Source organism: Pseudomonas sp. FG6 (assembly GCF_057809015.1).
In genome coordinates this window covers 33,477-45,873 of the sequence record NZ_JBMDJD010000004.1, presented here as the reverse complement: position 1 = coordinate 45,873, position 12,397 = coordinate 33,477, and the positions used below count along the sequence as shown (strand labels likewise).

14 protein-coding genes and 1 pseudogene are annotated in these 12,397 nt (G+C 60.9%); 6 read left to right on the top strand and 9 right to left on the bottom strand.

Features of this window, described 5'->3' with window-relative positions; translation table 11 throughout:
- Positions 1 to 71: 71 nt before the first annotated feature.
- Positions 72 to 209, bottom strand: a complete 138-nt coding sequence (locus ACODSJ_RS03750; RefSeq protein ID WP_489100444.1) for a hypothetical protein — start codon at positions 207 to 209, stop codon at positions 72 to 74.
- A gap of 823 nt (positions 210 to 1,032) precedes the next feature.
- Here ACODSJ_RS03750 and ACODSJ_RS03745 point away from each other — a divergent pair.
- Together ACODSJ_RS03745 and arfB are read left to right on the top strand one after the other, a co-directional pair.
- Complete coding sequence (locus tag ACODSJ_RS03745; protein ID WP_489100443.1) at positions 1,033 to 2,451, top strand: amino acid permease; 1,419 nt, start codon at positions 1,033 to 1,035, stop codon at positions 2,449 to 2,451.
- 127 nt (positions 2,452 to 2,578) lie between these two features.
- On the top strand, positions 2,579 to 2,992 hold the full coding sequence (arfB, locus tag ACODSJ_RS03740; RefSeq protein ID WP_489100442.1) for an alternative ribosome rescue aminoacyl-tRNA hydrolase ArfB: 414 nt from the start codon (positions 2,579 to 2,581) through the stop codon (positions 2,990 to 2,992).
- A gap of 25 nt (positions 2,993 to 3,017) precedes the next feature.
- On the opposite strand, the gene ACODSJ_RS03735 is transcribed toward arfB, so the two are convergent.
- From ACODSJ_RS03735 to ACODSJ_RS03725, 3 genes are all read right to left on the bottom strand, one after another.
- Positions 3,018 to 4,217 carry an MFS transporter gene (locus tag ACODSJ_RS03735; RefSeq protein ID WP_489100441.1) on the bottom strand — a complete coding sequence of 400 codons (1,200 nt, stop codon included), beginning with the start codon at positions 4,215 to 4,217 and terminating at the stop codon, positions 3,018 to 3,020.
- A gap of 101 nt (positions 4,218 to 4,318) precedes the next feature.
- On the bottom strand, positions 4,319 to 4,513 hold the full coding sequence (locus tag ACODSJ_RS03730) for a hypothetical protein (RefSeq protein ID WP_489100440.1): 195 nt from the start codon (positions 4,511 to 4,513) through the stop codon (positions 4,319 to 4,321).
- Between the two features lie 79 nt (positions 4,514 to 4,592).
- Positions 4,593 to 4,736: a hypothetical protein gene (locus ACODSJ_RS03725; RefSeq protein WP_489100439.1), complete on the bottom strand. Its 144-nt coding sequence runs from the start codon at positions 4,734 to 4,736 to the stop codon at positions 4,593 to 4,595.
- 117 nt (positions 4,737 to 4,853) lie between these two features.
- Here ACODSJ_RS03725 and ACODSJ_RS03720 point away from each other — a divergent pair.
- Together ACODSJ_RS03720 and ACODSJ_RS03715 are read left to right on the top strand one after the other, a co-directional pair.
- Positions 4,854 to 5,792 (top strand): annotated as a pseudogene (locus ACODSJ_RS03720) (methyl-accepting chemotaxis protein); the annotation flags it as partial.
- Between the two features lie 117 nt (positions 5,793 to 5,909).
- Positions 5,910 to 6,677 (top strand): methyl-accepting chemotaxis protein, encoded by a 768-nt coding sequence (locus tag ACODSJ_RS03715; protein WP_489100594.1) that lies wholly within the window; start codon positions 5,910 to 5,912, stop codon positions 6,675 to 6,677.
- Positions 6,678 to 6,732: 55 nt separating this feature from the next.
- Here the strand turns inward: ACODSJ_RS03715 and ACODSJ_RS03710 are convergent, their stop codons facing one another.
- From ACODSJ_RS03710 to ACODSJ_RS03700, 3 genes are all read right to left on the bottom strand, one after another.
- Positions 6,733 to 7,755: a transporter gene (locus ACODSJ_RS03710; RefSeq protein WP_489100438.1), complete on the bottom strand. Its 1,023-nt coding sequence runs from the start codon at positions 7,753 to 7,755 to the stop codon at positions 6,733 to 6,735.
- A 181-nt stretch (positions 7,756 to 7,936) separates the two neighbouring features.
- The gene (locus tag ACODSJ_RS03705; RefSeq protein ID WP_489100437.1) at positions 7,937 to 8,242 is read right to left on the bottom strand and encodes a PepSY domain-containing protein; all 306 of its coding nucleotides are present in this window, start codon (positions 8,240 to 8,242) and stop codon (positions 7,937 to 7,939) included.
- A gap of 123 nt (positions 8,243 to 8,365) precedes the next feature.
- A complete protein-coding gene (locus tag ACODSJ_RS03700; RefSeq protein WP_489100436.1) occupies positions 8,366 to 9,493 on the bottom strand; it encodes a glycerophosphodiester phosphodiesterase in 1,128 nt (375 codons plus the stop codon).
- A 246-nt stretch (positions 9,494 to 9,739) separates the two neighbouring features.
- Here ACODSJ_RS03700 and ACODSJ_RS03695 point away from each other — a divergent pair, with 246 nt between their 5' ends.
- Positions 9,740 to 10,066, top strand: coding sequence for a DUF2025 family protein (locus ACODSJ_RS03695; RefSeq protein ID WP_489100435.1), 327 nt, complete (start codon positions 9,740 to 9,742; stop codon positions 10,064 to 10,066).
- A gap of 273 nt (positions 10,067 to 10,339) precedes the next feature.
- Here the strand turns inward: ACODSJ_RS03695 and ACODSJ_RS03690 are convergent, their stop codons facing one another.
- Both ACODSJ_RS03690 and ACODSJ_RS03685 read right to left on the bottom strand, forming a co-directional pair.
- On the bottom strand, positions 10,340 to 10,654 hold the full coding sequence (locus ACODSJ_RS03690) for an antibiotic biosynthesis monooxygenase family protein (protein WP_489100434.1): 315 nt from the start codon (positions 10,652 to 10,654) through the stop codon (positions 10,340 to 10,342).
- Positions 10,651 to 11,361 (bottom strand): CTP synthase C-terminal region-related (seleno)protein, encoded by a 711-nt coding sequence (locus tag ACODSJ_RS03685; RefSeq protein WP_489100433.1) that lies wholly within the window; start codon positions 11,359 to 11,361, stop codon positions 10,651 to 10,653. The genes ACODSJ_RS03690 and ACODSJ_RS03685 overlap by 4 nt, the downstream gene beginning before the upstream one ends.
- Before the next feature lie 14 nt (positions 11,362 to 11,375).
- Here ACODSJ_RS03685 and ACODSJ_RS03680 point away from each other — a divergent pair, with 14 nt between their 5' ends.
- Positions 11,376 to 12,329 (top strand): LysR family transcriptional regulator, encoded by a 954-nt coding sequence (locus ACODSJ_RS03680; RefSeq protein WP_489100432.1) that lies wholly within the window; start codon positions 11,376 to 11,378, stop codon positions 12,327 to 12,329.
- Positions 12,330 to 12,397: the final 68 nt, after the last annotated feature.

Here is a 12,397-nt window from a genome sequence, read left to right as displayed (position 1 = left end):
AATAGGTGGTTTCCCTGAAGACCTGCGAAGTGGCGGAGACGACCGGCCGGATCGCCTCCGCCGGGCAGTGATTACACAGGCCACATCGCCGTGCCGAATGGAACGACGGCGTCGGCTTGCATCATTTCAACGGCGGCTTCATGGGTTGGCGCTTCAAACCATTCGTCCAGTTGCAGTTCGGTTTCCAAGTCTTTGTCCAGTGTTTGCATAGTGAATCTCCTGATGACTTTTCGACTGATAACTACGGCAGTGCACCGCGATCCGGCGGGCGAAAGCTGGCCAGAAGCAGCGCCGCAGGGCTTGCCGGCGTGATGCGTGGCAAGTCGATGAAAACCTAGTCGAGGTTGTTTTGCTGTGCAAAAAAATAATTTTATTTTTTCTATCTGAACTTTTTGTTCCATTTCCAGTGGTCAATTTACTTATTTAAAAACAGCTGTCTGGGTGTTTTTTTAAATAGGTAGCTATCTACCGTCAATTTGCAGTCAGCCTTCGGAAAATTCCTACATGGAAACTTCGCGTTACGGGGTGTAACGGGATGTTGACGTTTTTGCCCGGTTTGGAGGGTCGCAAAGGCTGGAATAGGCCGTTGTAAGAAAAAGCTTCCGCCGGCCCCGCTCAAACAGGCGCGCCAGGGCTCTGGCGTGCTTGTTTCCAACCGGCGGGAAGGGTGAGATGCGCCCCATGCCTGTCGTGCAGGTGAATAATAAGAAGGAGGCGCAATGCACGCCGTAACTCAATTTCATTTCTCCCGTGATGGCGTTTTTTGCGCTACTCACTCCTGCGGCTCGCAAGGGCCTGGACCTGTTTTTGCAGCCGCCCGAGACGTTCGGGGCGGCCCCGTGCGATCCCGGCAAACGACACGCTGATCTGGTGGTGTCTGGCAGCAGGGGGTCGGCGGTGTACAATGCGCCGCGTTTTACTGTGACCCTTTGCGTACCCACGCACTTTCAAGGTTATCCGCCTTGTTCACTCCGCCACGCCATAAGCGTGTCGGGTTCGATTTCGTCACAGATAAAAACAAACAGGTGACGCATGACCGTTGTAGACAACACGCTGCCAGGCGAGCTTAAGCGCGGCCTGAAAAATCGACATATTCAACTGATCGCCCTCGGTGGCGCGATTGGCACCGGCCTGTTCCTCGGCTCGGCCGGGGTGCTGAAATCAGCCGGTCCGTCGATGATCCTGGGCTACGCCATTTGCGGCTTCATCGCCTTCATGATCATGCGCCAGTTGGGCGAAATGATCGTCGAAGAGCCGGTGGCCGGTTCCTTCAGCCATTTTGCCCACAAGTACTGGGGCGGTTTCGCCGGGTTCCTGTCGGGCTGGAACTGCTGGATCCTCTACATCCTGGTGGGCATGTCCGAGCTGACGGCCGTGGGTAAATACATCCACTATTGGGCGCCAGACATCCCGACCTGGGTCTCGGCTGCCGCGTTCTTCATCCTGATCAACGCCATCAACCTGGCCAACGTCAAAGTCTTCGGCGAGGCCGAGTTCTGGTTCGCGATCATCAAGGTTGTGGCGATTGTCGGCATGATTGCCCTGGGCAGCTACCTGCTGGTCAGCGGCCATGGCGGGCCGCAAGCTTCGCTGACCAACCTGTGGTCCCACGGTGGGTTCTTCCCCAACGGCGTGAGCGGTCTGGTGATGGCCATGGCGATCATCATGTTCTCCTTCGGCGGCCTGGAAATGCTCGGCTTCACCGCCGCCGAGGCCGACAAACCGAAAACCGTGATCCCCAAGGCCATCAACCAGGTGATCTACCGGATCCTGATTTTCTACATCGGCGCCCTCGTGGTGCTGTTGTCCCTGACTCCTTGGGACAGCCTGCTGAGCACCCTCAATGCCTCCGGTGATGCCTACAGCGGCAGCCCGTTCGTGCAGGTGTTCTCGATGCTGGGCAGCGACACCGCTGCGCATATCCTCAACTTCGTCGTGCTGACTGCTGCGCTGTCGGTCTACAACAGCGGCACCTACTGCAACAGCCGCATGCTGCTGGGCATGGCCGAACAGGGCGACGCCCCAAGGGCCCTGGCCAAGATCGACAAGCGCGGCGTGCCGGTGCGCTCGATCCTGGCCTCGGCGGCGGTCACCCTGGTGGCGGTGTTGCTGAACTACCTGATGCCGCAGCATGCGCTGGAGCTGCTGATGTCGTTGGTGGTCGCGACCCTGGTGATCAACTGGGCGATGATCAGCTACTCGCACTTCAAGTTCCGCCAGCACATGAACCAGACCCGCCAGACCCCACTGTTCAAGGCCTTGTGGTACCCGTATGGCAACTACTTCTGCCTGGCGTTCGTGGTGTTCATCCTGGGCGTGATGCTGCTGATCCCCGGCATCCAGGTCTCGGTTTATGCGATCCCGGTCTGGCTGGTGTTCATGTGGGTGTGCTATCAGGTCAAGAACAAGCGCAGTGCCCGACATGAACTGGCTGTGGCGGCTGCCAAGTAAGCTTCGTTGAAACATGACAAACCCGGCCAAGTGCCGGGTTTGTTGTTTTAGGCAAGACACAGTTCCTTTGTGGGCGCCGGCCGGGATATTCGGGGTATCCTGAACGTTCTGATAGCGGACTCTTTCCATGCTGGCCATTTCCAACACCGTGCACATCCCTGACGCCGAGATCGAGCTGACGGCCATCCGCGCCCAGGGCGCCGGCGGGCAGAATGTGAACAAGGTGTCCAGCGCCGTGCACCTGCGCTTCGACATTCCGGCCTCATCCTTGCCCGAGTTCTACAAGGAACGGCTGCTGGCCCTGCGCGACAGCCGCATCACCAGCGAAGGTGTGCTGATCATCAAGGCCCAGCAATACCGCACGCAAGAGCAGAACCGTGCCGATGCCTTGGAGCGCCTGGTCGAGCTGATCCTCGGCGCCATCAAGGTGGAGAAGAAGCGCCGCCCTACCAAGCCGACCCTGGGCTCGAAAAAGCGTCGCCTGGAGACCAAGGCCAAGCGTGGCTCGATCAAGGCCGGGCGTGGCAAGGTGGATTTCTAGGGGCTGTACTGACTGTCTGTACTGACTAGTTGTTCTCTCGCGCTTGGCGGTGCTTTGGCGCCTGCCGGTACAGGTAGAGACTCAAGGCCAATCCGCCCAGTGCTGCCAGTGCCGCGAACAGGAAGATCGAGGCAAAACCGAAGCCTGCGGCCACGGCCCCGGCCAGCGGCCCGGTGATCCCCAGCGACAAGTCGATGAACAGCGAATAAGCGCCCACTGCTGCCCCGCGACTTGAAGCCGGCACCAGGTTGACCGCTTCCACACCCAGGGCCGGAAACACCAGGGAAAAGCCAAAGCCGCTCAACGCCGCGCCCGCCAGGGCCCAATGGGCGTCCGGTGCGAGCCACAACAGCAACAGGCCCAGGGTTTCCACCGACAGGCAGGCGATTGCCACGCGAAAGCCGCCCAGACGGTTGATCAGGTTGCCGAACAGCAGGCGCGCGCCGATGAAGCTGCTCCCGAACAGGCTCAGGCACAGCACGGCGTTGTCCCAGTGTTGCGTGGCGTAGTACAGGGTGATGAACGTGGCGATGGTGCCAAAGCCGATGGAGCCCAAGGCCAGGCCACAACCGTGGGGCAGGACGCGCCCCAACACATGCATGAATGGCAACCGTTCGCCGGCGACGATGGGCGCGGCGGTTTTCGGCCACGCCAGGGCCAGCCCCAGCAAGCCCAGCAGGATGATGCTGAGGCCCATGCTCCACAGTCCCAGGTGATTGACCAGCCAGACCCCCAGCGGTGCACCGATTGCCAGTGCGCCGTAGCTGGCGATACCGTTCCAGGAAATCACCTTGGCGGTATTGACCGCACCAACCCGGCCGATGCCCCAACCAATCGAACCGGAGCCCACCAGGCTCTCGGCGCTGCCCAGCACCAGGCGACCAATCAGCAGGCTGATCAGGCTGACGTAGGGCAGATGGGGCGTCCAGGCGGCCAACAGCATGAATACGCCGCTGAACCCGCAACCAGCGAGGCCGAACATGACTGCTCGCTTGCTCCCCAGGTTATCGATGATTCGTCCGGCGTAAGGGCGGCTGAGGAGCGTGGCCAGGTACTGGACGCTGATCACCAGCCCGGCGATCACCGCGCCGAAGCCCAGGTCGCCGTGGACGTAGCCGGGTAACACGGCCAGGGGAATGCCAACGTTCAGGTAACCGATGAACGTGAAGAGGACGATGGAAACGACTTGCAGCGTGACCGCCAAAGGGCGCTCGGAATGCGACATGGGGAAAAGGTCCACGGAACAGCGGGATAGATAGGCTGCTTATGATACCGATGAGCGTAGCGGCGGGGCACGAAAAGTAAAACTATTTGCCGGGTGGTGGCTCAGCTGTCGCTGCGTCCGGCAATCAACTGCGTGGTGACCAAGGCGGCGATGGCATTTTCTTCGCTGCCGAAACGCGCCAGCAGCGCGGCTCGTTTTTCCTCTGGAAGGCGCGTCCAGACATCGACCATTTTTTCGGCGGTGCCAATGAGCACGCTGGCCTGGGCTTCGCTGAAGGGCGGGGTGTCGTCGGTCATGGTCTGGCTCGGGATTCAGGCGGTGTGGAAAGCGCATCTTAGCGCTTTCCACACAGTCTGGTCTGGTGGTGTTGGTGGATCAGTCTTCGCTGTCGGCCTGGCGGCGTTCAGTGGCTTCTTGGGGCTCGGGGTTGCGGGCTTCAGGTTGCCCGGCGGCCTGTAGCGTGGTCGTCTGCTCAGTGTCGTGCAGGCTTGGGAAGGGGAGATTTGGGATCTCGTGCATTTCGCGCTCCTCGCAAAGTCTGTGGATAGATCTGGTAGATCCGCGCTTTTACAAAGCCTGGGCAGGATACAGCAGGAGAAATGACAAAAAGACGTTTAAATCCCGCCGGGCCGACAGATGGGGTTGTCTGGACAGGTCATGTCCGCTGCCCGGCCGAAGTCTACCGTTCGTCGCGAAGGCTCAAGAACGGGGTTTGAGCGCCGATGGCGTGGACATATCCCTGCACTCGGTCGCGACACGGTGCATTACGGACAAGGAGGTCGGAACGTGTCGTTCCGTGAGCTTGGCTTTTTCCCTCCTGAGAGATCTCCTTCCGTGTTTCTACAAAAATCCTTGAGAGCCCAGATCCTTGCCTTGTTGAGCGGCAGCCTGCTGGCCATGCTGCTGATCGCCCTGGCGTCTTTCCACTTCCTTTCCAATGGTGTGCAGAACTATCGCAACCTGATCGATGGGCCAGTGCAAGCCTCGCAACTGATCGACGAGGCCAACCTGCAATTCAAGGTGCAGGTCCAGGAATGGAAGAACGTCCTGCTGCGCGGCAAGCAGCCGGCGGAACTGGATAAATACTGGAAGCAGTTCGAGGAGCGCCAGCACGATGTCCAAGGCATTCTCGGCGAGCTGATTGGCCACCAGGACCTTCCGGCCGCGATCAAGACGCGCATTGAGCGTCTGCGCGACGAGCACCGCCAGTTGGGGGCGGCCTACCAGAAGGGCCGTGACGCCTTCGTGGCCGCCGGTGGCGACGCTGCGGCGGGTGATGCGGCGGTCAAGGGCGTGGACCGTGCGGCCAGTGAGCAGATGAGCGAACTGGTGGTCGATCTGCACAAGCTGGCCAATGAACAGTCGGCGTTGATCAGTGCCGATGCCGATCGCACCATCCTGTTGGGCATCGCCGTGATGCTGGTGTCGGGCCTGTTGATCGGCCTGTTCAGCCTGTGGCTGGTCAACCGCAGCCTGGTGCAACCGATTCGCCACCTGATCGAATACGTGATGCGCCTGAGCCAAGGTCGTTTCGCCGAGCGCGTGGTCAGCCAGCGTCAGGACGAATTGGGCGACCTGGCGCTGGCCGCCAATACCCTGCGTGATTTCCTCGCCGAAACCTTCACGCGCCTGCAACGCAGTGCCACGGAACTGGACAGCGCCAGCGGCGAGCTGAGTTCCATCGCCGGCTTGATGAGCCAGGGCACCAACGAGCAGTTCGAGCGCACTGATCAGGTGGCGACGGCGATGAACGAAATGTCCGCCACCGCCCAGGAAGTGGCGCGTCATGCCGCCGATGCGGCGCGGGCGGCCGACGATGCCGACCACTCGGCGCAACAGGGTGACAAGGTCATGCAAGGGACTATCCACACCATCACCCGCATGCGTGGCGAGATCGCCAACACGGCTACGGTGATCCGTCGTCTGGAAGCCGACAGCGGGCGTATTGGCAAGGTCCTGGAGGTGATCCGCGGCATCGCCGAGCAGACCAACTTGCTGGCGCTCAACGCCGCCATTGAAGCGGCCCGGGCCGGTGAAGCCGGGCGTGGGTTCGCGGTGGTGGCCGATGAAGTACGCAGCCTGGCCCAGCGCACGGCGTCGTCGATCATCGAGATTAACCAGATCATCCAGACCGTACAGACTGGCGCGGTGGACGCGGCCCAGGCCATCGAAAGCGGGCAGTCGCGCAGCGAAGAAAGCGTGGAGCAGGTGACTCAGGCCGGCGTCATGCTCGAACGCATCACCCAGGCTGTCGAAGCGATTCGGGACATGAACCGCCAGATCGCCACGGCAGCAGAAGAACAGACCTCGGTGGCCGAAGACATTTCGCGCAACCTCACTGAAATCACCTGCATCGCCAGCACCAACCTGGAAAACGTGCAGCGCACCGAAGCCGCCAGTCGGGATCTGCACGGCGTGTCGGGGCAGTTGAATGACGTGACGGCGCGGTTGAGCGCTTGATCGCCTGTGGTGGGGGAGCTTGCTCCCTCACCGCACGCTGAACAGGGGCGCCCGGCTAGTAATCGCGCCGTTTGCGGAACGCCCACCGGCCTGCAATCAGGGTGAAGGTTGCCACCAGCGCCACCAGGATCCAGAAACCCTCGGGATCCGTGGCCAGCGGCACGCCGCCGACGTTCATGCCAAAAAAACCGGCGATGATGTTGATGGGCAGCGCCAGCACCGTGACCACCGTCAGGGTGAACAGGGTGCGGTTGCTCTGTTCGTTGAGGTTGGCAGCGATTTCTTCCTGCAACAGCTTGATCCGTTCGCTCAGCGCTGTGAGGTCGTTGATGATCAGGGCGAACTCCTCGGTCGATTTGCGCAGCTCCTTGACGTCTTCTTTCTGCAACCATTGCGGCGGGCGGTTGAGCAGGCGCAGCAACGACCCTGGCTCCAGGGCCAACAAGCGTTGCAGGCGCACCAGTACCCGGCGCTGAGCGCTCAATTCGGCGCGGTTGGTGGACAGCCGCGAGGACAGTAGCTGGTCTTCGATCTGGTCGACGCTGAGGCTGGTCCTGCGCACGATCTGGGTCAGCACTTCACCTTGGTCGCGCAGCAGATGCACCAGCAGTTCCAGCGGTGAGCGAAAGCACTCACCGGCCTTGACCGAGGAGCGCAACTTGTCGACCGAGTGCAAGGGTTGCAGGCGCGCACTGACGATCAGCCGACTGTGCACGCACACCCACAAGGTGGAGACATCCGAGGACACCAGGTTGCTGAGGTTGAACACCACATCGTTCACCACCGCCAGTAACGCCGAGTCCACATGCTCGATGCGGGTCGAGCGCGAGCCCTCGTGCAAGGCTTCGAAGAATTCCTGGGGCAAGGCCAGCTGATTTTTCATCCAGCGCTCGCAGGCGGCATGGGCCAGGTTCAGGTGCAGCCAGAGAAACTCGTCGCCGTCTTGCGGTTGTTGCAGGCATTGCAGGGCCTGGGCCGAATCGATTTCCCGCCCGCGCTCGCCGGGGCGGAAACGAAACCCGTACAGCAGGCCGAACAGGTCCGGATCGCGGTGGCTTTGGTCGATGCTGTGGTTCATGGAGTCTCGCTGGCGGGAAGTGCCTGTCGTTGCTATGACAGGTTCACTTGAGCGGCATCATCGCAAGCTTTCTTGATGGTTTTGTGACAGTTGCGCGACGCTGCCAGGCGGGCAGTGCTGTTCATGCAAAGCAAAAAAAAACGCGCAACTCGAAAGTTGCGCGGCTCTTTTAATCGATGAATCAAGTGTCTTGCTTGTTGGACAGTACTTTGCCAGTCGTTGCGTCGAAATCAACGTCGAACTCTTTGCCGTCGGCAGTTTTCAATTCGACTTCATATTCATAACCGTTGAAGTGATTGTCCAGGTCGGTGTCGGTGATGGTCGCACCCGGGTACAACTGCAAGGCTTGTTCGTTCATCGATTCCAAGGACTTGATCTTGCCTTCCTTGACCAGTTGTGGAATCTGGTCGACGCGCACATCGGCCTGGGCCAGGCCGGCGGTGAGGGTCAGGGCGGCAGCGGTGAACAGGGCAGTCAATGTTTTCATGAGAGTGTTTTCCTTGTGTCATTAAGGGTGATTCGTTCAAGTGGCCTCAGATTAAATGTGGCAACTTAATTCACCCTTAATTCGAAAAGACCTGAAACACGTGCCCGGTCAACCGCCTCCGGTTCAATAGCCGTTCTTTTCCAAAAGTTGCGCCACGCTGCCTGTCTCGGGGCGCTTGAAGTACGCAAGCAGCTCGCTGGCGCGGTTGGTGAAAATGCCATCGACGCCGGCCTCCATCACCTTCTTGAAGTCCACCGCTTCATCCACCGTGTAGACATGCACCAGCAAGCCCTGGTCATGGGTGTACTGGTTCATCCAGGGTTGCACCAGGTCCGCGTAACTCTGGCTGCCCCCGTGGGTCAGGGCTGCGGACGGCCCGGTACCGATGGCGCCCTGGGCCTTGGCGTACTGCACCCATTGTTCGAACTCCGCCTTGTCCTTGGGCGCCTGCTTGGCGTAATAGGCTGCCTTGTCCGTTTCGCCGGACTCGGCAAAAGGCACTTTCGACTTGGGCTCGATGTTGCCTTCGCCCACCCACAGCAGCAGGATCTTCGGAACACTCGGCATTTCTTTGTGCAGCAATTGCAGGCTGCTTTTCTCGAAGGTCTGCAGAACCACTTTGCCCTTGCCCTGGCCCACACCGGTGGCGCGTTTGGCCAGCTTGGACCCGGCGGGGCTCAGCCAGCCACGGTCTTGCAGCTTGTCCTTGAGGTCACGCTCGATGCCGGGAAACAGCTTCGGCTCCTTGGTTTCGATGTAAAGCCCCGGTTTGTGCAACGGGTTGCCTTCGGCAATGTCGATCACCTCATCCAGGGTCAGGATCTTCAAGCCCGTGAAGGAAGGACGCGCGCGGTCCGGGTAACTGGTGTTGAACCAACTGCCGGCGTCGAGGGTTTTGAGTTCTGCCATGGTGAAGGTGTTGGCGCTACTGTCCTTACGCTCGGGGAATTTGACCGCGACGTCCGTGGTGCGCAACAGGCTGTCGTCATGCAGGACGAACAATACGCCGTCCTTGCTGCGTTGCAGGTCCAGTTCCAGGTAGTCGGCACCCAGGTCGCGGGCCAGCCTGTAGGAGGCGGCGGTGGACTCCGGTGCGTCGAACGAGGCGCCGCGATGGGCGATGACCGCCGGGTGCGGGATGCCCTGGAGGGCTGCCAGGGCCTTGGGGCTCGGGGCCTCGGCGGCTTGTGTCTGGCCGAAGCCGAGCAACAGGCTCAGCATCAGGGCACTGCGGGTGAAGGTGACAGGCATGCTCGAAATCCTTTCGTAGGTGTGTGCAACCCCCTATCTTTTAGCAACTGAACGCGGCCGACGCTATCGTCAGGCCGACATAAACATGTGCAAAGAAGATTTTTCCCACGCAATCCCCAGCCGCTTTGCAGTACCCTTGGCCGCATCAGTTTCCCCGGCAGAGGGAAACCTTGAACCCAGTGTTCGCTTGCCCTGCGTGTAAACCATCGATCAGACGTCCCCAGAGACGCATCCATGAGGTTTACCATGAGCACCACTTCGACATTCATCTGCCAGGCCGCTGACCAGCTCAAGGGGTTCGTTGGCTTGAACCGCAAGACCGGCCAGTACATCGTGCGGTTCAGCGAAGACGCCTTCGGCATGGACGTGGCCGACGACGGCATCATCCCCACCTGCGAATTCGTCTGGACCCCGGCCGCAAACGGCACCATGGCCCTCAAGCGCGAGCGTATCCAGCTGTTGCTGGACCAGAACATCGACGACCGTCTCAACCTCACCGAACCTTTGCGGGTGTACATGGCGCGTAGCGACCTGCCGGAGATTCTGGCGATGCGGCAGTTGGTGGCGGGCTGAGTCCTGCTGAGTTGACCACCAGAGACGGCAATACCGTGGCCTACACAAAGCCCTGTGGGAGCAAGGCTTGCCCGCAATGACGATGATATGTTCAGCACAGATGCCAGCCGAACCACCGCTGTCGCGAGCAAGCTTTGCTCCCACAGAGATCGGTGGTGAAACGCGAATAGCATGGCGAGCCCAAAAACCTGTGGGCGAGCTTGCTCGCGATGACGACGGCACATTCAGCACGGATACCCGCTGACCCACCGCTGTCGCGAGCAAACCCTATAACTAGGCTGGACGGTGAAACGCATAATCCCGATCGACCCTGCACACCCGCGTATGGAAGTGGGTATACCAGGTGGAACGGCCACGCTCGCGGATCGCGCTGTGTTCGGGATGTTGCTTCCAGGCCAGGATGGCCGCTTCGCTGTCCCAGTAGGACACGGTGATGCCCAGGCCATCTTCACCGCGGGCCGATTCGATGCCGAGAAATCCGGGCTGCTCCCGGGCAAGGGCCACCATGCGCTCGGCGGCAGCGGCGTAACCCTGGTCCCCGTCGGTGCGCTGTGAGGTAAAAATCACTGCGTAATAATGGGCACTCATGGCGTTTTCCTCGCACAGGCTTGGACAAAGGCATTGACCAGCGGTGGCACACGGCCCTCCAACGCCGCACGTTCCGGTTGGAACAATGTGGCGACAAAGAACGGATGATCACGCAGTTCCACGGCCCGCAGGTCGCCGGCCGAGTCCCGGGCGACGGCGTGCAGGTGCTGGTTGAGCAAATCCTGCTCAAAATCCGGATTGACCGCAAAGCGGCAGTGATAGCCCTCGAAGGCGGTCTGCCGACCGTAGGCCTTGGCAATCAACGAATCCGCATCGAGTCGAAGGCTGTCGAAGGTCTCGATCAAGGCGCAGCTCAACGGCGTCAACAATGCGCGTTCGGCGTGGGGGCTTGTCTCGCCATGGGCCGCGTCGGCCCAGCCCATCATATTGCGGGCATATTCCATCACCGCGTGTTGAAAACCGCCGCAAGTGCCCAGGAAAGGGCGACGCTGTTCGCGGGCAAAACGAATGGCTCGCAAGGCGCCGTCTTCACTTCGATACGGGCTGCCGGGTACACACCAGATGCCATCGAACGCATTCAGTGCAGCGTCATCGATGATGAGGTCCGTCGCCAGCCACTGGAAGTGAACGTCCAGGCCGGTGTGGCTGGCGACCTGTTCAAGGGCGATGGGAATCGCCCGGTGGGCGGTGATGTGTGGGTCGTGATCGCCGACCAGGGCGATGTGCAAGGCACGCTGATTTTCCATGTGAGACTCGCCGCTTGTTGATTCCTGGTCGCCACTATAGATTGGCGTTCACGCAAGCAATATTGGCGTTTACCCAAGTGATCAATGCAGCAACGCACTATCGTCTGGACTACCCCGATCTTTCCCTGATCCTGGCGCTCGTTCGCGGCGGCTCGCTGGCCCGGGCCGCGCGCCTGTTGCATGTGGACGTGTCGACGGTCTTTCGTTCGGTACGCCGGCTGGAGTCGGCCTTGGGCCAGCCCCTGTTCGAAAAAAGCCGTTCCGGGTACTTGCCCACGAGCCTGGCCCAGGCATTGGCCGAACAGGCCGAACGCGCCGAGCAAGCCTTGGAGGCCGCGCGGGTGGGAGTGGAGCAGGGCGGTGCGGTTATCAGCGGGACGGTTCGCCTGACGTGCTCCGACTCAGTCCTGCAAGCGTTGTTGCTGCCGGCACTGGCGCGCTTCATGCCCGCTTATCCGGCGCTGGCCCTCGAACTGAGCACGTCGAACGATTTCGCCAACCTGAGCCGTCGCGACGCCGACATTGCCTTGCGATTGACCCGTACGCCGCCGGAGCACCTGGTCGGGCGAAACCTGGGCAAGGTGGCTTACCGGGTCTGTGCCAGCGCCACGTACCTGCATGCGATGAAGGCGGACGATCTGGCCACCATGGCCTGGATCGCCCCGGACGATTTTCTCCCTGACCACCCCACTGTGACCTGGCGCCGCCAGCATCTCCCCGGCGTCATGCCAGCCTATCGCTGCAACAGCATGCTCTCGGTGACCGAACTGGTGCGGGCTGGTTTGGGAGTGGCGGCGTTGCCGGACTTTCTGCTCGGCGAGCACCAGGGGCTGGTGCCGCTGGGTGAGCCGTTGGCCGGGTATGACACGGCGCTTTGGCTCCTGACCCGCCCGGATTGCCGCGCCTTGCGCTCGGTGGTGACCTTGTTCGATGAGCTGGGGCGCAACCTGCAATTGCGCGAACTTTAATCGAGCGTCGCTCGATGGGAGATGACGTCCCAGCGGTTATAGTGAGCGTCAGCTCCAGTCCAGGCAGA